Origin of the sequence: Allosphingosinicella deserti, from assembly GCF_003012735.1 — a bacterium.
Classification (GTDB): Bacteria; Pseudomonadota; Alphaproteobacteria; order Sphingomonadales; family Sphingomonadaceae; genus Allosphingosinicella; species Allosphingosinicella deserti.
Map to the genome: position 1 here is coordinate 429,469 of NZ_PXYI01000004.1, position 20,479 is coordinate 449,947.

A 20,479-nucleotide genomic window follows, 5' to 3' on the forward strand; every position below is an offset into this window, starting at 1 on the left:
AGTCCTGAACAGGCACGAAAGCCATTGTTCATTTTCGTCCTTGCTTCATGTGAATCCGGTGCGTCCGGACGTCCTCGAAGTCCGCGCAGATCCTTCGAGAAGCCGAGCCAAAGAAGATCATCGTGCGTCCTGCTCCGAACATCGGATCTCGCACCGAGGCCGGTTCATGAGGTGAGCGCAGCGCCGAAGCGGGCACGGGTGGATCACGACAGCGTGGTCAGGACGCCTCGACGCACGCAGTGCCGGCGAAGGGACAAAGGGCACTCGAGCCGGAACGGTGCGTCGAGGCGCCAGCAAACCGTGATTCAGAGGCTCTTCGGAGAGATGGGGAGTGGTCCCTTGCGCTGAGGTGCCCTCGCGAGGGCATGAGGTGGGCGTCGCGGCCTTGCAGTTGGCTGAGAGCCAAGCGATGTAACCCCCTATGCAAATTACCAACGTTACGCCGCTTCCCCGTACGACGACCGTTGCGCCCTGCGCTGCGGATGACCTCTACGATCGCCTTGTCCGGCTCAAGCCCGAAGGGCTGAGCGAGAGGGCCTGGACGATCAACGCCGGCGTGAGCTCCAGTTTCTTCGAAAAGATCAAGGCAGGTGAGCAGCCGAGTGAAGCCGACCTGCCGAAGATCCTGGGCGTTATAGGAGTGACGCAAGCTGAGTTCGAAGGGGAGGGCCGCTCTGTGGTGCGGGAGCCAAACAAACCGTCTGCCGAGCGGGAGGACGATTTCAAGTCTCGAACGCCCCGAGAGCCGGGACGGACCGCGCCCGCGATATCAGGAGATTCAGCAAGGGCGCCAGTACAGGTCGAGCCTGGCGAGGCCGCTCCGTCCGGTTGTTCGAGAGCAACTGCAGAGGCGGTGAACCGTTGGCGCGAAGCCGAGCGTCAGGTTGCTGCTGCCGGTCTCGACGTGCCCGGCGAACACCGTGCACAATTGGTGACGGACATCGCCCGCCTTGCGTGGGAGATCGAACATGGTCAGCGGGCGAGCCGCGGGCGATAGTTTCTCGGCTCCAACCGCAGGCCACTAGCAAAATGCCCCAGCCTGACGATCGCGTTCGAACCGCGGCATCAGTGATGTCGTACTCGCTCGATCGGTCGCGGAGCTGCATGCGGCGGTGCCGATAGAGCGTGAGAGATTCATGCCTATCGGCTCGTTGCAAATCGGGACGTCGCGTCGATCGCGCATCCCCGAGGACGCTTGTGTAGGTGAGCAGGCAACGGGCTTCGCGGCCGCGAGCTGGTGCCGCTCGGCCTCTGCGCAACCTCGGGCGCCGCGGAGGACGGCAAGCGAACCTGCTCAACACCAAGATGGACGGCGTCGGGGCTATGGCCGCTTCGACACGCTCTCCGGTGCGGGTGTCTTCGAATATGGACCGAGCAGCCTGTACGGGCCGATCGGGCGGGCGACCCTCAGGTCGACCGAGCTTCGGCTCGAGGTGCGGCCGAACAAGCGGTGGGATGGCTATGTGGCAGCGCGGTCGCTGCGGCTGGAGAGTGCGACCGACACTTTCGCCAGCGCCGGCTCCGAGACCCGCGCGGGGACTTGGGCCGCTACGCCGGCACCCGTTTCGATGCGCGTGCGCGCTACTGGCCGACTCAGGGCCGTGCCCGGAGCGCGGCGGCGCGGCGGCCCTCGCCAAAGGCCGATTCGTTGAAGAGGCTCCCCATGCAGCCAGCAACGGCCATACGCATTTCGGCTATGTGGAGGTGACATACGGGTTTTCAGCCGGGGTCACGCGTGATGAGGCGAGCCGACCTGCTCGCCATGGACGCGAAGATCATCGCTCATAGGCCGACCTCGGTTGGCCCGGCGGCCAAACGTGACGCTAGACCGGGGTGCTACGCGCCGCATTCGTGCGCACTGGAGAGCACAGACGTGATCGCGTCTCGTGCCATGGTCTGCGCTGCGGCCACCGACTTGCCGAGATAAGTCTGGTAATAGCTGCCCAGCTCGATCCGTGCGGCGTCGATTTCCGCGGCGGTGACCCCATTGCGGCGATCTGCGGAATGGTGCTGTACGTGCTCCGATTGCCCGAGGCGCGCCAACCGCAGGGCGGTTTCGAAATCGCGATATGCGGCGAAACGGATCGTCCCGTCGCACTCCGGCCACCGCGCTCGGAGCTTGTCCGCGAGCCTGTCCAGCGCAGGAGCCGGCGGCAAGGTCTGCTCGCAATCGGCATCGAAGACGAAATTGTCCATCGTCGAGCCGAACACCGAGCCGGTCGCGTGAAGCAGAGCTGGATGCCGAACGATGGCGGCACAGGGCAAGGTCCGCCGGTCGTTGCTGAGCAGCGACTCCGCGGCGAGCTCCGGGAGATAGGGACCCAGGACATTCAGAAATGCGGCGAAGTGCCGGTCCGATACAAACAGATCGTCGAGGCTGTGCACCGCGACCCCTTCGGGGCCCGGATCGGCGAGTATCGAGCGGCCGAACGATTGGTTCTCGTCGGTCTGCAGGGCTCTCATATAGGGCTGCAGCCGCGCCGCGATCTTCTCCCTTGTTCCGGCCCGCTGAGGCGCGGCCCAGTCGGCATCCACCGGCTCGGCCGCCCAGAGCGCAACCGCTTCGAGCATCGGCGCAACTCCAGGGTCGAGTTGCCGCAGCACGGGGAGCGCAACATCGGGCCGTGAGACGAGCACGGCAACCGCGAGCTCCGCGTTCCGCCTGGCATAAGCCCTGGCGATGCATGCTTCCCGTTGCTGAGCGCCGTCCGGTTTCTCGCAGACGCGTATCTCGCGCAGCGCCGCGCGTTGCGCCGGCAGCTGGTTCGAGGGACCCGTGCCGAACGCACTTGTTTTCGACATCGCGAACAGGTCCGCCATCGTCCGATCCGTGGCCGCCAGTTCTGGCCTGGCACAGATTGCCCGCTCGACCTGCGTACGGGCGGCGGCGCAGGAAAAGCTCGGCGCCTTTGCAGCCACGGATGCCGGCTGCGCGCGGACCGGTGCCCCCAGGACCAATAGGAAGGCGCATGCCAGGGACCGGTAGTTCAGCATTCGGGAGGCACTCCTGGTTCGTCGGCCGACGCCCATCGCACGCTGGAGCGATCGAGCGAAGCAGCCCGCAACGTGCGCGGCGGCCGAACCAGTGCAGCCTGGCGCCGCTGGAGCGTTGCCGGATCAGTCTGGCGTCAGCGTGCCGCTCATGCCCGGACCGGTGGACCGTCGTCAACGTTGGCTTGGCTCGTGCGGGGCTCGCAAGACTTGCGGCTTTAACCGCGAACAGCTCGCTTCGGGGCGGGAAAGGTCCTTCACAGCGGTATCGCAAACCCGTGTTGCTCCCGCGTCTTCGGTGGAAAGCCGGGGCACAGCAATCTTGACCGGCCGCCCGCGCTCGCCTAATTCGTGATCAGCGGGCCGGGCCCCTCTGGCATGGCGTCTTCGAACCTCATGCGATGTCGGACCGCATCGGGTGACACCGGTGCAGGTTCGATGCGGTTCTGCCGCGCTGTCATCCGATCGAGTGCAACGCACCAAGAGGATGGCAGATATGAAACATTTCACATTTTCCCTGATGCTGCTGCAGCAGCGGGTCGATGAACGCCTGCGTCTCGAGCGGCAGAAAGGCGCAAGCAATGCGCTCGTGCTGACGCTGCTCCGACAGAGGAAAAAGCGTCTTGCCGAGCGGCTGAAGCGGTCGCTGGGCACGCTTACGCCGGTGGAATCCTGAGCCATGGAGTTCCTGATTGTTCTCTGGCTCGGCAAACCGCTTTGGATGTGGCTCGCCTTCGTCGGCATCGTCGCGACCCTCCTGGTCGTGGATCTGGGCGTGCTTCACCGCAAGGAACGCGAGATCGGCGTTCGTGAGAGCCTGGCGATGTCGGCGTTCTACGTCGCGCTGGGGCTCGGCTTCGGCACCTGGGTCTGGTGGTACATGGGTGCAGCCTCGGGCATGGCCTACGTCACCGGCTTCGTAATCGAGAAGAGCCTGGCGTTGGACAACGTCTTCGTTATCGCCATGATATTCTCGTATTTCGGCGTGCCGCGATTGTACCAGCATCGCGTGCTGTTCTGGGGCATTCTCGGCGTGATCGTGCTGCGGGGACTCATGATCGGCTTTGGCGCCGCCGCAGTCCAGCAATGGAACTGGGTGCTCTATGTTTTCGCTGCGTTCCTGATTCTAACCGGACTCAAGATGTGGCTCACGGCTGACCAGCACTATGATGTGGGCGCCTCACCGGTGCTGCGCTGGGTGCGTTCTCACTTTCGGGTCACCGATACCCTGCATGCGCAGCGCTTCTGGGTGCGGCTGCCGGACCCCAAAACCGGCGAGACCGCCTGGTTCATGACTCCGCTGTTCCTCGCATTGATCATGGTGGAGCTTGTCGACGTGGTGTTCGCGGTCGACTCGGTGCCGGCGATCTTCGCCATCACCACGGACCCGTTCATCGTCTACACCTCCAACATCTTCGCCATCCTCGGCCTGCGCGCGCTGTATTTCGCACTGGCGGCGATGGTCGAGCGGTTCCATTATCTGAAATATGCGCTGAGCATCCTGCTGGTGTTCATCGGGTCCAAGATCTTCGTCGCCGATGCCCTTGGCGTGGCGAAGATCCCGCCCGCCGTATCGCTGGGCATCACCTTCAGCATCCTGGCGGGAGGTATTGGATGGTCGCTCTGGAAGACGCGTGTGCAGAACCCGGTTGGGCACGCCGAACGCGCCTAGAGATTGCGTCTGAATGGCGGTTGCGGCTGCCATTCAGATGATCCGCCTCCCTCCCGTTGGCCTTCATGGTCCTCCGAAAAAAGGCTTCCGGTTCGTCTGCTCAGCCCCCTTTCGCCCGCTTTGAGGCCAAACGGGAGGAAGAAGCGCCCTCAGATCATCGCTAAGACGGGGCGCAACGACGCACTGGGTACCCTCGACCCCGTGTGAACATTGAACCGCATCCCGCGATTGTAGCAGATGTAATCCCGACGGCACGCCGCGAAGAGTCGAGCGCCGCAATGTTGGAGGACAGGCCTTTGGGAATGATCTCGCTCTTTGGGGGATTCATGGCCGCTCAGTTCGAGAAGCAGCCGACCGGATATCTCTACCGGGCCAATTGCAAGGGACCGGCACGGCCTGCCACCCAGCAGGAGTTCGACAGCTTCGTGCGCCAGGGCGCCGTCAGCTTTCTGCTCCACGTCGCCGCCTTCATGGTGTCGGTGATCGCTGCGGCGATGCTAACCGCGCACTGGTTTCCCCGTGGCGGCGAGACGGGCGGCTTGGTGCTGATGGGCGGCATGATGCTCGGCATCGGCTTCGCGCTATACCGGTCCATTCAATGGGCGATGCTGGCGCCGGAGCGGGCACTTGCCGAGCGCTCCCCGGTCGCTCCGCCGAAGCCTGGCCATCGTGCCGGCAGCCAGCCCAAAGCGATGCCGACCACCTCATCACCCGGGCCGCGCCGCAAAATCGGCTTTTGGGCCGCGATTGCCTGGACCCTCGCGGAGCTGGTCGGCGGGATCGGCTCGGCCTTGCTAGTGGCCGAGACCATGGGGCGGCTCTTCGGTGCTCGGGAACACGGCTTTGCGATCGCCGCAACCGGCGGGCTGCTCACCGGAGCGCTCGTCGTCTTCCTGATGGAGCGACGCTGCCGGCGGAAATACGGCTCCGGTCCACTCGACATTCTGGAGCATATTCGGTTCTGATCGACGCTCGCTTTCGCTGAGGGCGGGCGAGGACCACCGGCTTGCGCCCGTGCTGCCGGCTCACGATAGTCCGTCCATGCCCAAGATGCTGCCGTTCCATCAGATCCTCGCCAACAATCTGATCCAGAACGTGGTCAATTTCACCGTCTGGTTCGCACTGGTCTTCTGGGCGTTCCTGGCGACTCGTTCGGTGTTCGTCACCGGGATGATCGGCGGCATCTATCTGGTGTTCACGGCGGGCTTCGCGATCTGGTTCGGCAGCTTGGTCGACCATCATCGCAAGAAGCGGATCATGCTCGCATCGAGCGCGGGTTCCTTCCTGCTCTATGGTGCCTCGCTCGCCGCCTACGCGCTGGCGCCGGCAGATGCGCTGGCGCGCACCGAGGGTGCCACCTTGTGGGGGTTCATCCTCCTTGTGATGCTGGGCGTGATATGCGGCAACATTCGCATGATCGCGCTTCCGACCCTGGTTACGGCGCTGATCGAGGAGGACAGACGCGACAAGGCGAACGGGCTGGTCGGTATGGTGACCGGGATCGGGTTTCTGCTGACGTCGGGCATCAGCGGCTTTCTCGTAGCATGGGACGGCATTCGCGGCACGCTATTGCTGGCGATCGGCTTCACGACGCTGGCCTTCCTGCATCTGCTGACCGTCCGGATCGACGATCCCGAGCCGGCCTCGTCCGCGCCGGGCCAGCGCAAGGAAATAGACCTGAGGGGCACGATCGACGTCGTCGGGACGGTGCCGGGGCTGTTCGCGCTGATTTTCTTCTCCACCTTCAACAACCTCCTCGGCGGCGTGTTCATGGCGTTGATGGACGCTTACGGCCTGTCGCTGATGGACGTGCATGCATGGGGCCTGCTGTGGGCGCTCGCCTCCTGCTCGTTCATTATCAGCGGCCTGACGATCGCCAAGACGGGCCTGGGGAAGACCCCACTACGCACGTTGCTGCTGGTCAACCTTATCGTTTGGACGGTGGCGAGCCTGTTCACGATCCAGTCCTCGATCGTGCTGCTGGCGGTGGGATGCGTGATCTGGCTGTTCCTCGGCCCCTATGCCGAGGCGGCGGAGCAGACGACGCTGCAGAAGGTCGTCCCGTACGAGCGACAGGGGCGGGTGTTCGGCTTCGCGCAGTCGGTGGAGCAGTCGGCCGCGCCGTTGACGGCGTTCCTGATCGGTCCGCTGACGCAATTCGTCGCGATTCCGTTCATGACGACGGGCTGGGGCGCGCAGGCGTTCGGGGGGTGGTACGGCACCGGCCCTGAGCGCGGAATGGCCCTGGTGTTCAGCGCCACCGGGATCTTCGGCGTGGCGTTGACGCTGATCGCGTTCAACTCGCGGCAGTATCGCCAGCTTTCGGCCACGTATGCAGCCGCGCCGGGAGAGCCCGCGCGCGCCGCGGGACCGGAGGACGTGGAGAGCCTACCAACCCGCGACGAATAGGTCGTCACCGCACCCTCCTTTCTCTCTCCCAGAGGGACGCTGCTTCGCCAAGACTTGACGACAGAGATGATCTCCGTCGCGGCTTTCACCGGGCGGGATCGGCCAAGCCGCTATTCGCCTCGAGCGGGAAGACCAGCCTCGACAGGCGTGTGGCCGTTCGAAAAACGAGCGAGAAACTCTGCCAGCAAGCCGCCATGCTTGCCGTCGAATCTCGTGGGCAGCACCTCACAGGCGTCGATCCTCTCGGCTCGGAAGGCGCGGAAGTCTTCACGCTCCTCGCACCAGGCGCACAGCAAAGTGACGTGACTGTACAGATAAAGGCCCAGGGGCCAGACTGTGCGTTCGGTGCGGTTCTCGCGAAGATCGACATAGGCGATGCTCAGTTTGGCGCTGCGGTGGATCGCGCTGCGAATGGCCGGAGTGAATTGGCCGAAGCTTACCCCTGGCGCCAGGCGGTGAGGGATGAGCAGCCTGGCCGATCGGACCTGATGAGAGGCCGTACGGGGCAAGACGGCTTCGACCTTCGCCAGAGCATCGCGAGCACCGAGCGCAAGCTCGGGATCGCCGCGTTCGATGACCATGGTTAGTCCGAGCACCACGGCGTCGATCTCGGCGCCTTCGAGCATCAGGGGCGGCAGATCGTAGCCGGGGCGCAGCACATATCCTACGCCGGCCTCGCCGTCGATCGGCACGCGCGACGCCTGCAGCACCGCCATGTCGCGATAGATCGTGCGCGGGGTGACCTCGAGCTCGGCGGCCAGATCCTGTGCCGTCGTCGGTCGATGGGATCGACGCAGCACCTGGATGATCTGCAGCAAGCGGTCGGCCCGGCGCATGGCATTCATCCTGTGTCGATTGCTCCTGACACCATGCTGTCAGGAGAAGGTGGCTACGCCGGGTCAGGCCCAATCACGATCCGGAGCATCCCTAACATGAACCCGTTCGAAGACACCATAATCGATCACCTCAACATCGGCGTGTCGGATGAAGCGCGATCCAGGCGCTTCTACGAAGCGGCGCTCGCTCCGCTTGGTTTGAAGCTGCTCCATTCGATCGCGCCGGAAAATGCGGAGGCGGGCGGCGAACAGCAGAAAACGCGGGGGCGGATGCACGGCTTTGGTCGCCAGTATAAGCCGCTATTCTGGATCGTCGGCAACGCGCGGGTGGGAGACGCCACCCATTTCGCCTTCATCGCCCAGAGCCGCGAGCAAGTCGACGCATTCCACGCGGCGGCGCTGGCTGCCGGCGGAACCGACAATGGCGCGCCTGGCCTGCGCCGATACCACGAGAACTATTACGGTGCCTTCGTGCGCGATCCCGATGGGATCAACATCGAAGCGGTCTGCCATTCGGCACCTGCGGGCTTCTGATACCGCGGGAGGACCGCAAGCGGAACGGCGGAGTGCTTCGGCTCCGGCAGACAGCCGCATGTGCCGGAAGGCGCCTTGCGTCGCCCACGGTCAGGGGGGCGGAGCGGCGCCTTTCTCGGCCGCGGGGACGATGCCCTCCGAGAGCAAAGCGGAGAGAGCCGGCACGTGGCTTTCCGCGCGCGGATGCGGGGAGGGATCGGAGATCATCACCACCGTGAGCTCCAGATCCGGCACGATGAACAGCATCTGCCCGCCATAGCCCCAGGCGAAATGGACCTGGTGCACACCGGCACGTTGGGAGAACCAGCCATAGCCGTAGGGATTGCCGCTCCAGGGCGAGGTGGTGCGCGGCCGCCAGCTTTCGGCGACCCAACCCTCGGGAAGGATGCGGCGCCCGTTCAGCACCCCGTCCTGGCGGTAGAGCTCGCCGAAGCGCAGCAGGGCCCGCGGCGACATCAGCATGTCGTTGCCGCCGAAATAGATGCCCTGCGGATCGCGCGGCCATTCGGGAATGGCAATTCCGAGCGGCGCCGCGAGCCATTGCTGCGCCAGCGCGTGCGTGCTTCGGCCCGAGGCCCGGGTGAGCACCGCCGAAAGCAGATGCGACGACCCGGTCGAATAAAGCATTGCGCCGCCGGGCTCGTCTTCGAACGGCCGCGACAGAGCGTAGCGGACCCAGTTCGGGCTGGCGACCCAGGCACCGTAATTCGGCCCCGACGTGCGGCCGAGGCCCGCCTGCATCGACAGCAGATGCCCGATCTCGATTCGCTCGATCCTCGGGTCCGCGCCGGCCGGAATGTCGACACGCAGGATCGGCGCGATCTTCTGCCCGGGGCCCTCGAGAACGCCCCGGCCGATCGCGATTCCGGCGAGCGCCGACAATACCGACTTGGAAGCGGACTTGATGTTCACCGGCCGGTCGAGCGCGGGCCCACGAAACCGATGCTCGACCAGTATCCGGCCGTGTCGGGCGACGATCAGCGCCTGCAGCCGCGGAAGCGCCTCGGCCCGGCTCCTGACCTGCGCCATCAGGGGCGGATCGAGGCCGCGTGTCGCCGTTGCCGCGCCTGTCGCGCCCGCCGGTTCTGCTGCCGCATCGCGCGAGTCTGCGCTCGAGCATGCAATGGCTGTTGCGCTCGACAGGATCAGGAAGGATCGGACGAAAAGGCTCATAGCCGGAAGATGGTTGTCCGACCCACAGGACGCCATACCCGGCATAAAGCAGGTCTTTTCGTGCCACCGCCTGATTGCCCGGCGCTTAACTGAGGGACGGGCGAGATGTGCCAGGCGGAGTTCGCCGAGACGTTGATCGGGAACGCTTCCGCTGGCGCCACTTGTTGTTCCGCTCTCCGACACGCTCCTCTGCTGCGTCTGCTAAGGGGAAAGCGAGAGGCAGTGGGAGGATTGTCATGAGCAGAACAGGTATGTCGGCGGCCGCGTCCGTGTTACTGGTGTCGGGGGCGGCGAATGCGAACGGCCCTTATGAATTCCCGCTCCGCGCGAGCGACCTCGAGTATAATGAGCGCTATTCAACCAAGGATCACGGAGGCACCAACCAGACCGAGGGGAAAGACTTCGGCGCACGTCGTCACACGAGCGGTTCGACCTGGTCCGACTTGAGGACGGACGATGCCGGCAAGGACGCCAATCCGGACTGGCTGATCTACGGCAAGCCTTTCTACGCGATGGCCTCGGGCACCGTCGTCGGCTGCTGGCGCAACGCGCCTGACGATCCGCCCGTCGGAGAACCCGAGGGTTCGGACGCGATGCCGTCGTCCGGCAACCATCTATGGATCCGTCAGGACGACGGCATCTATGCGCTCTATGCCCATGCCAAGCCGGGCGGCATCCCACCGAACCTGTGCCCGCATAATGCAGCGTCGCTCGGCAGCATGGCGATCACCAAGACCACGCCGCGCATGCGGATCGAAGCGCAGGTCGCCGACGGCGCGCGCGTCGAAGCCGGCGACCAGCTCGGGCAGGCCGGCAATTCCGGCAATTCCGGCGGCCCTCATTTCCACACCCACATGGAAAAGGACGGCAAGCCGGTCGTCATGACCTTCAAACGCGGCATGACGACCTCGTTCCAAGGCGAGAAGGGGAATATCGACGGACCGTGGACCCCGCTGGCCGGCAAGGCGCTGCCGAACGAACGCATCCTGGTCTGGGCACCGCGCAAGATCGGCAACTACACCTTCAACGGCGTGCTTTCCGCAAACTACCAGCGAATGGTCGATCACCTCGCCGATTTGGGGATGATGCCGGAACTGATCAGCTGCAAGTCCAACGGCGCAACCTACGATACGAGCTGGGTGCCGGCCAAAGGCACATGGGCGACCTTCCACGGCATGAGCGCCGCCGAAGCGGCCGCAAAGCACGCCGACTATACCGCCAAGGGCTATAAGCGGACCTCGACCTTCACCTGCGGGTCGAAGAGCGTGTCGGTCTGGCGCAAGTCCTGAGCGTCGGCGCGCGCGTCGGGCGACATGTCGAATGTCGCTTGATGCCGCCGTCGCGGCTCACTGGTGAGACGGCGGCCCCGATGCGCAGCTGAAACAATCGAAACACGAAAGTCTTCGCTGCGGCACAGCACCGCAATGGAGCACTTCTAAAGCCCCGCTCAAGGCCATTCCGGCCGCAGAAAGGGGCGGGAACAATGACCCGCTATAATCTCAAACATGAGCCAGGTCACCGTTCACAGCCTCCTCGCCGCAACCGGCGCACTGTTCCTTGCCGTTACCCCGATCTACGCGGGCTATGCGCCCAATTTCGATGACAGCATCGTCCCTGTTGCAGGCGCGTCGGCGGCGGTTGCGGCAAGCGCTCCTGCCGCCGCTCCGGCGGCTCCAGTCGCCCCGGAGCCAATCGTGGCGGCCGTGGTCGACGACCGCTTCCGTGAGGAGGCATCGCTGCGTCCCGGCCGCTATATCTGGGAAGCGAACCATGCCCCGGCGGGGCCGGTCGAGATCGTGGTCAGCATCCCGCTGCAGCGCGCCTTCGTCTATCGGGCCGGAACGCTGATCGGGGTCTCGACCGTATCGACAGGCAAGCCGGGCCATGCGACCCCGGTCGGCTCGTTCGACATCCTCGAGAAACGGCGCGAGCATTATTCCAAGAAGTACAACAATGCGCCGATGCCGTTCATGCAGCGGCTCACCTGGGACGGCGTCGCCCTGCATGCCGGCCAGATCCCGGGTCGCCCGGCCTCGCACGGCTGCATCAGGCTGCCGCGGGAATTCGCACGCTTGCTGTTCGGCGTGACCAAGGTCGGCGCCACCGTGCATGTGATCGAAGCCTCGCCGGCTGCGGCGGAGGCGCTGGCGATGGTCAAAGGCAACGGCGACTATGCCGGCATGGGCGGGCCGCTCGAGGAAGTGGACGCCGCCGGCAATTGAGCCGGCGGCCCATCTTTATTTCCCGCCTGCGTCGATCTGCGCACCGAGCGGATCCTTGCCTGGAACGGCGCGGCCATCGGCGGCGAAATCCATCATCTGGTCGGTGGCGCGCGCGTAGAGCGGCCATTTCGGAAGACCGGCACCGTTGGGATCACCGGTCTTCGCGAAGTTGACCAGATAGGCGCTGATCACGCGGCCGACGCCATTGTCCCTCGCACTCGTCTTGTCGGCATATTTGATCGCCTGGGTGTCGAAGAAGAAGGGGATGTCGCTGGCATGGTCGGCACCCGCCTTGCCGAGCGCCTCGGCGGCATAGGAGAAGCGGTAATGATAGGCTGGCACCTGATGGCCGGCGATCGTGCCGGCAAGCGCCCGCGCGCCCGCGACCATGATTCCGGTTGGACCGCCGATGTCGTTGCTGGTCGCACCGATCATGATCGGGATGCGCGCGAAGTTGCCGCTGCGATAGGCTTGGCCGGGTTCTACTGCGATCGCCCCATCGACGAAGGGCCCGGAATAAGGCGGCGGCGGTGCCCTTGGCGCGAAGAAGGCTTCAAGATTCAGGCCGTCGACAATGTCGGTGGCGGGGAGCGCACGAAGCTTGTCGAGCGCCTGCGGATCCTTCGCCGCAATGCCTTTCGAGGCCGAGTAGGCCAGACTGGCGGCTTGCGCCGCGGCAGCGCCGCCCTCGACGCGCGCGCTGCCGTCGCCGCCGGACATCACCACCGCCTTGTGGATCAGGCCTTTGGCCATCGGTGAGGTGACCATGGTGTTGACCGACATGCCCCCGGCGCTTTCACCGATCAGGGTGACGTTGCCAGGGTCGCCGCCGAACGAAGCGACATTGCGCTTCACCCATTGCAGCGCCGCAAGCTGATCCATGAAGCCGAAATTGCCGGCCGGGCCGCCTTTTGCTTCCGCGGTCAGTTGGGGGTGGACGAAGGTGCCGAACCGCCCGAGCCGATAATTGAAGCTGACGAACACCACGCCCTGTTTCGCCAGGTTCGCGCCGGTATAGGTGGGGGGCGAGGAGCCGCCGTTGACGAAGCCGCCGCCATAGATCCAGACGATCACCGGAAGCTTGCGGCCGGGTGCCGCTTTCTCCGGCGCCCAGACATTCATCACCAGGCAATCTTCCGCCGGCTCGGTACCGAGCGGCGCGGCGTCGCTCGGGAATGGCAGCTGCATGCAATCATGGCCGTAAGCGGTCGCATCCTTGACCCCCGCCCATCTCGCGACCGGCTCTGGCGCGCGCCAGCGCAAGGGGCCGACCGGCGGCGCCGCGAACGGTATCCCCTTCCAGGATTTGACGCCATTCTCCGAAATGCCGCGAATCCGCCCACTGTCGATCGCGACATCGAGCGGAGCGGCGAGCGCAGACGCTGCTGTCAACGAAGCGACGGCGGCGAGGATAAGCTTCGGCTTCATGCGATCTCCCTTGGATTCATGCGCGGGCCGGACCTGCCCAGCTCGGCGGGAGAATAACGCGTTTGCGGCATTTGTGCAGGACCGGCTGCAGACTCTCCCGGCGGGTCGGGAAGATCTTGATCCGCTCGTCCCGCGAGGCTTCACCCATTCGGGCGGGTAGCGCTTGTGCGGTGCGCATTCTATAGCGCGGGCTGTGAACACGCCTCTCTACAACCGCGACATTTTGCGGCTCGCCGCCTCCATTCCGCACCAAAGCAGGCTGGACCGACCCCAAGCCAGTGCGACGCGGCGTTCGCCGGTCTGCGGCAGCATTGTCACCGTCGATGTCGTGCTCGGCGCCGACGGCCGCGTCGCCGCGCTTGGGCAGGAGGTGAAAGCCTGTGCGCTCGGCCAGGCCTCCGCATCCCTGCTGGGGGCGCATGCAATCGGCCGGAGCCCCGATGACCTCGCCGCGGCCGGCGACGCGCTCGCCGCCTTCCTCAACGGCACGCGCGATGATCCGGGGTCGTGGCCGGGGCTGGAGCAATTGGCGGCCGCCCGGCCGTTCGCCGCTCGGCACGCTTCGATCCTGCTCGCCTTCCAGGCGGCCGCCGAGGCCGCGGCGAAGGCCGCAGTGCCCACCGCGACAATGGCGGAGAGGCGCTGATGGAGGCGCATCAGGCCGCGACCGCCACCGAGCTCGTGCTCCGCGACGGCGTCATCATCCTCGGCGCCGCTCTGGTGTTCGTGATGGTGTTCCGGCGCTTCGGCCTCGGCGCGGTGCTCGGTTATCTGCTCGCCGGTGCGCTGATCGGGCCGGACGGCCTCGCTCTGATCAATGCGCCCGAGGAGATGCTGCACATCGCCGATTTCGGCATCGTGCTGCTGCTGTTCCTGGTGGGGCTCGAGCTCAATCCGGCCCGGCTATGGCGGTTGAAGCAGGACATATTCGGGCTTGGCCTGCTTCAGGTCACGGTCTGCGGCTTGGCGATCAGCGGGCTCATCTACGCCGCCGCCGGCTTCAGCATGGCGGCCTCGCTCGCCATCGGCCTGCCGCTCGCTCTGTCGTCGACCGCGCAGGTGCTGCCCAGCCTGCGTTCCGATGGAACGATCAACACGCCGGCGGGCGAACGCGCTTTCTCGGTGCTGCTGTTCCAGGATCTGTCGATCGTGCCGCTGATCACGATCATCGCCGCCTTGTCCCGTGCGCCGGTCGATCCGAGCGCGCCGACCGGCCTGCAGCTGACCGGCTACACGATCGGCGCGATCGTCGGCCTGGTCGCCGCCGGGCGCTTCCTGATCAATCCGCTGTTCCGCCTGGTCGGCCGGACCGCCGAGCGCGAATTGTTCATCGTCGCCGGCCTGTTCATCGTGCTCGGTAGCGCCGCGGTGATGGAAAGCCTGCATCTGTCGACGGCGCTGGGCGCGTTCATCGCCGGCGTGATGCTCGCCGATTCGCCGTATCGCCACGAGCTCGAAGCCGACATCGATCCGTTCCGGTCGATCCTGCTCGGGATGTTCTTCGTCGCGGTCGGGATGATGCTCGATCTCGATGCGATCGGCCAGCGGCCGCTGTTCGTGATCGGCATGGCGCTGGCACTGATCACGCTCAAGGCGACCCTGCTTTTCGGTCTGGCGCTTCTGTTCAAGGTCGAACGCCGCAAGGCGCTGAAGCTCGGCCTGCTGCTCAGCCAGGGCGGCGAATTCGCGTTCGTGCTGTTCGCGGCGGCGCAAAGCGCGGCGCTGATCGCGCCGGAGGCGGCGACCCTGTTCGCCGCGGTGGTGACCGTATCGATGGCGTCGACCCCGTTTCTGATGATGGTCAATGACTGGCTCGACCGGCGCAGCCGCCGCAACGACGGCGACGGTCTCGAAGGGCCGGAGACGTCGCCCGACAGCTGCGCGATCGTCGTCGGTTATGGCCGCTTCGGTCAGACCGTCTCCCAAATGCTGATGGCCAAGGGAGTCAGCGTCACCCTGATTGATTCGAAGCCGTCGCAGATCGAGCTCAGCGGCACGTTCGGGCTCAAAGTCTATTATGGCGACGGCACCCGGCTCGATCTGCTGCGCCTTGCCGGCGCCGGGGAAGCACGGGCGATCCTGTTCTGCCTCGACGGCAAGTGGCTCAATGCCCATCGCCTCGAGCCGATCCTGGAGGCATTTCCGCATGCGGCGGTGTTCGTCCGCGCGTTCGATCGCCTGCACTTGATGGAAATGGGGGCGGCCGACATCAAGTTCGCGGTCCGCGAAGTGTTCGAATCGGCGGTGCTGATGGGCCGCGAGGCGCTCACCGCCTTCGGGTTCGATTGCGAGGAAGTGGACCGCGTCGAGCAGGAATATCGCGATCGGGATCGCGAGCGGCTGGAGGGCCAGAGTCGCTCAGGCGATCTTCACGCGCTCAGCCACAGGATGTTCGCGCCGGACAATCGCCTTGCCGATGCCGAGAAAGCTGGAAGCGACCCGGTCGTCTAATTTTCAGCTCTGACCGCGCCAGCGGGCGAGGAAGTCCTCGACCTCGGCAAGCTCGATCGTCGGATCGACGAAGGCCCGGCCGATGCCGCGGGCAAGAATGAAGGGGACGCGGCCGCTGCTCTTCTTCTTGTCGTGCGCCATGTGGGCGACCAGGCTTGCGGGCGTGCCGAGATCGCTCCGGACCGGCAGGCCCACGGCTTCGAGATGCGCCTCGACTCGGTCGGCGTCGGCGGCTGGGCAGAGGCCCCGTTCGGCCGAAAAGCGGAAGGCGAGGGCCATGCCGATGGCGACACCTTCGCCATGGAGCAGGCGGTCCGAAAAGCCGGCTTCGGCCTCGAACGCGTGGCCGAACGTGTGGCCGAGATTGAGCAGGGCGCGGCGACCGCTGGTCTCCCGCTCGTCCTCGCCGACGATCGCCGCCTTGGCGCGGACAGAGGTCTCGATCGCCTGCAGCTGCGCGTCGACATCGCCGGCGAGCAGGTCGAGCGCCTTTTCCTCGCACCAATCGAAGAAGCCGAGATCTCCGATCAGGCCGTATTTCACCACTTCGGCATAGCCGGCGCGGAGCTGGCGCCGATCGAGCGTGTCCAGGGTCGACGGATCGATCAGCACCGCCGAAGGCTGGTGGAACGTGCCGACCATGTTCTTGCCGGCGGGCGTGTTGATCGCCGTCTTGCCGCCGACCGACGAGTCGACCTGGGCAAGGAGGGTCGTCGGCACCTGGACGAAGTTGCAGCCGCGCTTGACGATCGAGGCGGCGAAGCCGGTGAGATCGCCGATCATTCCGCCGCCGAGCGCGACAACGTGGTCGGAGCGCTCGACCTCGAGCGCGAGCAGATCGTCGACGAGACGCGACAGCATGTTCCAGCTCTTGCTGCCCTCGCCGGCGGGGATCGTCACCAGGGCGATGGCAAGGCCGCTGCGCTCGAGACGCGGGCCCTGCGCCACCCAGACCTGATCGTCGGCAACCACGATCAGCCGGCCGCTGCGCGCATAAGGCGCAAGCACCTCTCCGGCACGATCCAGCAGCCCATTTTCAATGACGATCGGATAGCTCCGGTCTCCCAGCCCGACTTCGACTTGCCTCAACGCCCGCCCTCTCGCTCCACCAGCGCTTCGATGATCCTCTCCACCGTCCGTTCGTGCGGCATGGCCTGACTGCGGATGCGGAGATGGGCCTGCGCATAGACGGGGTTTCGAACCGCGGCGAGCCTTTCCAGCACCTCACCCGGATCCTTGCCGGAGAGGAGGGGGCGATTGTCGCGCCGGGCGACGCGATCGACCAGGGTTGCGATGTCGGCGTCGAGCCAGACCGCAATGCCGCGGTCGAGGATCAGCGACCGGGTTCGCGGGTCCATGAAGGCGCCGCCGCCGGTGGCGATCACTTTGGGCGGCCCGCCGACCAGGCGCGCGATCACCCGCCGCTCCCCGTCGCGGAAGCTGGCTTCGCCGAATCGCTCGAAGATCTCGGAGATGGTGCGATCGGCGGCGCGCTCGATCTCCTCATCGGAATCGACGAAGGCCAAATTAAGCCGTTTCGCGAGGCGTTTGCCGACAGTCGACTTGCCCGCGCCCATCAGACCGACGAGCACGATGCATCGGTCGGGACGGGGAAGCGTATCCGGCATGGCTTCGGGGGCTATACATGCCCCCGCCTCGTGGGGCAAAAGGCCGCCCATGCGCAGATCCTCCTTCGCCCCGACGCGCCGTCGCAAGTCGCCGCTTCCCATGATCCTCATCGCTCTCCTCGTCCTTGTGGTGGGCTTTCTCGTCTGGCTCAGCACCGTCGATACCGAAGTGCCGACGCAGCGTATCGAGCAGGACGTCACGAATGAAGCGCTGGCGCAGTAAAATCCTCCTCCTAGCCGGGGTTGCGGGTCTCGGCTTCGCGATCCCGGCCATCGGCCAGCGCGGCAGCCCGGAATCACTGCTTCCGCCCGGCTTCGGCGATCCCGGCACCCAGCCCTCGGCCCCGGCCGAAGAGGCACCTCCGACGGAGGAATCGGGTACGACTGCGGGTACGCCGCCGCCGCCGGTGGCGCGTGAATCGTCCGTTGCGACCAGCGACGCGCCGGTGTTCGAGAATGCGGCGGAGGAGGATCTTGAATCGCTTGCCGCGCAGCAGATCGCACCACCGATCGAGATCCCCGACGAATCACGCCGTCCGACCAATGTGGTCGGCCCGCTCAGGGCAGACAATTGGGGCCTCGGCTTCGATGCTTTTGGCAGCGCCCACGGCCGCCTGCTGACCGGGCTGATGGGGCGTCTCGACGCGCCCTTGCCCTCACGCTGGACGTCGATCCTGCTGCGGCGCGCATTGCTTTCGGAGGTGCCGACGCCGCGGCAGGTCAACGATGTCGACTGGATCGCCGAACGGGCGTGGCTGCTGCTCCGCATGGGGGAGGCGGACAGCGCCCGGATGTTGGTCCAGGCGGTCGACGTCGACCGCTACACGCCGCGCATGTTCACCGTGGCGGTGCAGACCGCACTCGCGACCGCGGACCCGGCGGCGCTCTGTCCGCTGATCGGCCCTGGCCGTGACGTCACCGAGGAACGCTTCTGGCCGCTTGCCGAGGCGATGTGCGCCGCGCTCGGCGGCGAGGCTTCACGGGCCAGCCAGCTGATCGATCAGCAGAGGCGGCGGCTCGGCGGCAACAATATCGATCTCCTGCTCGCCGAGAAGGTCGTCGGCGCCGGCACCGACACGCGGCGTGCGGTGACCATTCAGTGGGACGGGGTCGACGGGGTCAACAGCTGGCGCTTCGGCCTCGCCAGCGCCACCGGGCTCGGCATACCCGACACGCTGATGAACGGCGCCGGGGCGCATGTTAGCGCCTGGCAGGCACGCGCACCGATGATCCCCATCGAGCAAAGGCTCAAGGCGGCGCAGACGGCGGCGACGATCGGCGTGTTTTCGAACGCGGCTCTCGTCGACATTTACAGCCTGATCGGCGACGGCCTCGATCCGTCTGAGATCGAGGGAAGCATTTCGGGCCGGCTTCGCCGTGCCTACGTCGCGGGAACGTATGACCAGCGGATCGACGCGATCCGCGGCCTTTGGGACGGCGACGAGATCGGCGGCGATCGCTATGGCCGCCTCATCCTCACCGCCGCGGCTGCGGCGCAGATCCCGGCTTTGGCATCGCAAGCGGATCGTGCCGGCGATCTCGTCGCCTCGGCGATGAGCGCCGGCTTCGATCGCCGCGCCGCCGCTTGGGCGAGCATCGTCGACGGCATGGGCAGCGGCGGTGATCGCGCCTGGTCGATCCTTGCGGTCGGCGCCCCGGGTCCGGTGGTCGACACCAGCCGCAGCCGTGTCGAGGACTTCGTCGATGATCAGGGAAGCGTGCGCGGGCAAATGCTCGTTGCCGCGCTCGCCGGTCTTGGCCGGCTGCAGGATCCCGGGTCGCTGGGCGTCGATCCGGCACCGCGCAATCGTTGGGCGCAGATGATCGCCGCCGCCGCGCGCAATCGGCAGCCGGGGACCGTCGCCTTGCTTGCAGCCGTCGGCATGCAGACCGGCGGCTGGCAGGGCGTGCCCCCGCGCCACCTATACCAGATCGTCCGCGCGTTGCGCGAAGTCGGGCTCGATTACGAAGCGCGGATGATCGCCGCTGAGGCGATGACGCGGTTGTGATCAGCTGGCTGTGATCAGCCGGCTGTGATTAGGGCGGGCGAGGACCGGCAGCTCATCGCTGCCTTCCTCGAGATGATGGCGGTCGAGGCGGGCGCAGCACGCAATACCCTGCTTGCGTATGAGCGCGATCTGCGCGGCGCATCCGAGCTTCTCCACGGGCGGCTGTCTACCGCCGATTCCCACGCGCTGAAGGGCCTGTCCGAAGCCTGGATCGATCTCCAGCGTGCCACCGTCGCGCGCAAGGCCGCTGCGCTCCGCCGCTTCTTCGCCTTCGTGCAGGATGAGGGCTTTCGCGCCGACGACCCCTCCGCCGCGTTGCCAAGGCCAGGCGGAGCGCGCCCTCTTCCCAAGGTGCTCGACCACAAGGCGATCGATGCGCTGTTCGCAGAGCTCGACCGCCGGAAGCGCGATCAGGGCACGGCGCTTGGACTCCGCCTCACGGCACTCGTCGAGCTTCTCTATGGATCGGGGCTGCGGGCGACCGAATTGGTGTCGCTGCCGCGGCATGCCTTTCAACGCGGGCGTCCCTTCCTGATCCTGCGCGGGAAGGGAAGCAAGGAGCGGCTGGTGCCGATCTCCGATCGTGCGAGCGCCGCCGTTGCCGAATGGGCCGCGCACGTGCCGCGCGACAGTCTATGGCTGTTTCCGTCGGGCAAATCGCACCTCAGCCGGGTGCGGCTCTATCAACTGATCAAGGAGCTTGGCGCCGCGGCCGGCGTCCCGCCGGACCGGATCAGCCCCCACGTCCTCCGCCACGCCTTCGCCACCCACCTGCTCGAAGGCGGCGCCGATCTGCGCGCGCTTCAGCTTCTGCTCGGCCATGCCGACATCGCCACCACGCAGATCTACACCCATGTCGACAGCCGCCGCCTCGTCGAGCTGGTCAACAGCCGTCACCCGCTCGGCGAGGCGATGCGCACGGCAGACAGCAAGAAAGTCGAGGGCGGCGCAATCGCACCGGTCGCGCCGAACGCACGCTGAATTGGTCCGGCAACCGACGCAGAGGCCGTCTCGAGCCAGCAGTATTCGCAAGTGCGTAGTCGCCGATCTACATGTCTCGTCAGAGACTTGCGGCAGTAGTTTGAAGGCAAGTTACCAGCAGGAAAGCGCCTGATCGCAACAGAAA

The 20,479-nt window shown here is 66.0% G+C and carries 19 protein-coding genes; 13 read left to right on the forward strand and 6 right to left on the reverse strand.

Annotated features, from left to right (window positions below; genetic code table 11):
* Positions 1 to 421: 421 nt before the first annotated feature.
* Positions 422 to 997 carry a hypothetical protein gene (locus C7I55_RS14150; RefSeq protein ID WP_106513614.1) on the forward strand — a complete coding sequence of 192 codons (576 nt, stop codon included), beginning with the start codon at positions 422 to 424 and terminating at the stop codon, positions 995 to 997.
* An 839-nt stretch (positions 998 to 1,836) separates the two neighbouring features.
* On the opposite strand, the gene C7I55_RS14155 is transcribed toward C7I55_RS14150, so the two are convergent.
* A complete protein-coding gene (locus C7I55_RS14155) occupies positions 1,837 to 2,820 on the reverse strand; it encodes a hypothetical protein (RefSeq protein ID WP_106513615.1) in 984 nt (327 codons plus the stop codon).
* 667 nt (positions 2,821 to 3,487) lie between these two features.
* Here C7I55_RS14155 and C7I55_RS14160 point away from each other — a divergent pair.
* From C7I55_RS14160 to C7I55_RS14175, 4 genes are all read left to right on the forward strand, one after another.
* Positions 3,488 to 3,667 carry a hypothetical protein gene (locus C7I55_RS14160; protein ID WP_106513616.1) on the forward strand — a complete coding sequence of 60 codons (180 nt, stop codon included), beginning with the start codon at positions 3,488 to 3,490 and terminating at the stop codon, positions 3,665 to 3,667.
* Positions 3,668 to 3,670: 3 nt separating this feature from the next.
* Positions 3,671 to 4,663, forward strand: a complete 993-nt coding sequence (locus C7I55_RS14165; protein WP_106513617.1) for a TerC family protein — start codon at positions 3,671 to 3,673, stop codon at positions 4,661 to 4,663.
* 326 nt (positions 4,664 to 4,989) lie between these two features.
* Complete coding sequence (locus tag C7I55_RS14170; RefSeq protein ID WP_158266425.1) at positions 4,990 to 5,628, forward strand: hypothetical protein; 639 nt, start codon at positions 4,990 to 4,992, stop codon at positions 5,626 to 5,628.
* 76 nt (positions 5,629 to 5,704) lie between these two features.
* Positions 5,705 to 7,072 (forward strand): MFS transporter, encoded by a 1,368-nt coding sequence (locus C7I55_RS14175; RefSeq protein ID WP_199192832.1) that lies wholly within the window; start codon positions 5,705 to 5,707, stop codon positions 7,070 to 7,072.
* A gap of 110 nt (positions 7,073 to 7,182) precedes the next feature.
* On the opposite strand, the gene C7I55_RS14180 is transcribed toward C7I55_RS14175, so the two are convergent.
* Positions 7,183 to 7,908 (reverse strand): helix-turn-helix transcriptional regulator, encoded by a 726-nt coding sequence (locus C7I55_RS14180; protein ID WP_158266426.1) that lies wholly within the window; start codon positions 7,906 to 7,908, stop codon positions 7,183 to 7,185.
* Positions 7,909 to 8,004: 96 nt separating this feature from the next.
* On the opposite strand from C7I55_RS14180, the gene C7I55_RS14185 reads away from it, so the two are divergent.
* Positions 8,005 to 8,442, forward strand: coding sequence for a VOC family protein (locus C7I55_RS14185; RefSeq protein WP_106513620.1), 438 nt, complete (start codon positions 8,005 to 8,007; stop codon positions 8,440 to 8,442).
* 90 nt (positions 8,443 to 8,532) lie between these two features.
* On the opposite strand, the gene C7I55_RS14190 is transcribed toward C7I55_RS14185, so the two are convergent.
* Complete coding sequence (locus tag C7I55_RS14190) at positions 8,533 to 9,615, reverse strand: serine hydrolase domain-containing protein (protein WP_233222213.1); 1,083 nt, start codon at positions 9,613 to 9,615, stop codon at positions 8,533 to 8,535.
* A 236-nt stretch (positions 9,616 to 9,851) separates the two neighbouring features.
* Between C7I55_RS14190 and C7I55_RS14195 the strand changes: the two genes are divergently transcribed.
* Both C7I55_RS14195 and C7I55_RS14200 read left to right on the forward strand, forming a co-directional pair.
* Entirely contained in the window at positions 9,852 to 10,904 is a 1,053-nt protein-coding gene (locus tag C7I55_RS14195) for a M23 family metallopeptidase (protein ID WP_106513621.1), read from the forward strand.
* Positions 10,905 to 11,120: 216 nt separating this feature from the next.
* Positions 11,121 to 11,837 carry a L,D-transpeptidase family protein gene (locus C7I55_RS14200; RefSeq protein ID WP_106513622.1) on the forward strand — a complete coding sequence of 239 codons (717 nt, stop codon included), beginning with the start codon at positions 11,121 to 11,123 and terminating at the stop codon, positions 11,835 to 11,837.
* 15 nt (positions 11,838 to 11,852) lie between these two features.
* On the opposite strand, the gene C7I55_RS14205 is transcribed toward C7I55_RS14200, so the two are convergent.
* On the reverse strand, positions 11,853 to 13,265 hold the full coding sequence (locus C7I55_RS14205; protein ID WP_106513623.1) for a carboxylesterase/lipase family protein: 1,413 nt from the start codon (positions 13,263 to 13,265) through the stop codon (positions 11,853 to 11,855).
* A gap of 193 nt (positions 13,266 to 13,458) precedes the next feature.
* Here C7I55_RS14205 and C7I55_RS14210 point away from each other — a divergent pair, with 193 nt between their 5' ends.
* Together C7I55_RS14210 and C7I55_RS14215 are read left to right on the forward strand one after the other, a co-directional pair.
* A complete protein-coding gene (locus C7I55_RS14210; RefSeq protein ID WP_106513624.1) occupies positions 13,459 to 13,911 on the forward strand; it encodes an iron-sulfur cluster assembly scaffold protein in 453 nt (150 codons plus the stop codon).
* Positions 13,911 to 15,716 carry a cation:proton antiporter domain-containing protein gene (locus tag C7I55_RS14215; RefSeq protein WP_106513625.1) on the forward strand — a complete coding sequence of 602 codons (1,806 nt, stop codon included), beginning with the start codon at positions 13,911 to 13,913 and terminating at the stop codon, positions 15,714 to 15,716. Before C7I55_RS14210 ends, C7I55_RS14215 begins: the two co-directional genes overlap by 1 nt.
* A gap of 3 nt (positions 15,717 to 15,719) precedes the next feature.
* Here C7I55_RS14215 and aroB read toward each other — a convergent pair whose 3' ends face one another.
* A complete protein-coding gene (gene aroB, locus C7I55_RS14220; protein WP_106513626.1) occupies positions 15,720 to 16,805 on the reverse strand; it encodes a 3-dehydroquinate synthase in 1,086 nt (361 codons plus the stop codon).
* Entirely contained in the window at positions 16,802 to 17,344 is a 543-nt protein-coding gene (locus tag C7I55_RS14225) for a shikimate kinase (RefSeq protein WP_106513627.1), read from the reverse strand. The genes aroB and C7I55_RS14225 overlap by 4 nt, the downstream gene beginning before the upstream one ends.
* A gap of 100 nt (positions 17,345 to 17,444) precedes the next feature.
* Between C7I55_RS14225 and C7I55_RS29235 the strand changes: the two genes are divergently transcribed.
* Genes C7I55_RS29235 through C7I55_RS14235 form a run of 3 tightly spaced genes read left to right on the forward strand, consistent with a single transcriptional unit; the run spans position 17,445 to position 20,334 of the window.
* Complete coding sequence (locus C7I55_RS29235) at positions 17,445 to 17,567, forward strand: hypothetical protein (protein ID WP_269845214.1); 123 nt, start codon at positions 17,445 to 17,447, stop codon at positions 17,565 to 17,567.
* On the forward strand, positions 17,548 to 19,353 hold the full coding sequence (locus C7I55_RS14230; RefSeq protein WP_106513628.1) for a hypothetical protein: 1,806 nt from the start codon (positions 17,548 to 17,550) through the stop codon (positions 19,351 to 19,353). Before C7I55_RS29235 ends, C7I55_RS14230 begins: the two co-directional genes overlap by 20 nt.
* 24 nt (positions 19,354 to 19,377) lie before the next feature.
* A complete protein-coding gene (locus C7I55_RS14235) occupies positions 19,378 to 20,334 on the forward strand; it encodes a tyrosine-type recombinase/integrase (protein WP_269845215.1) in 957 nt (318 codons plus the stop codon).
* Positions 20,335 to 20,479: the final 145 nt, after the last annotated feature.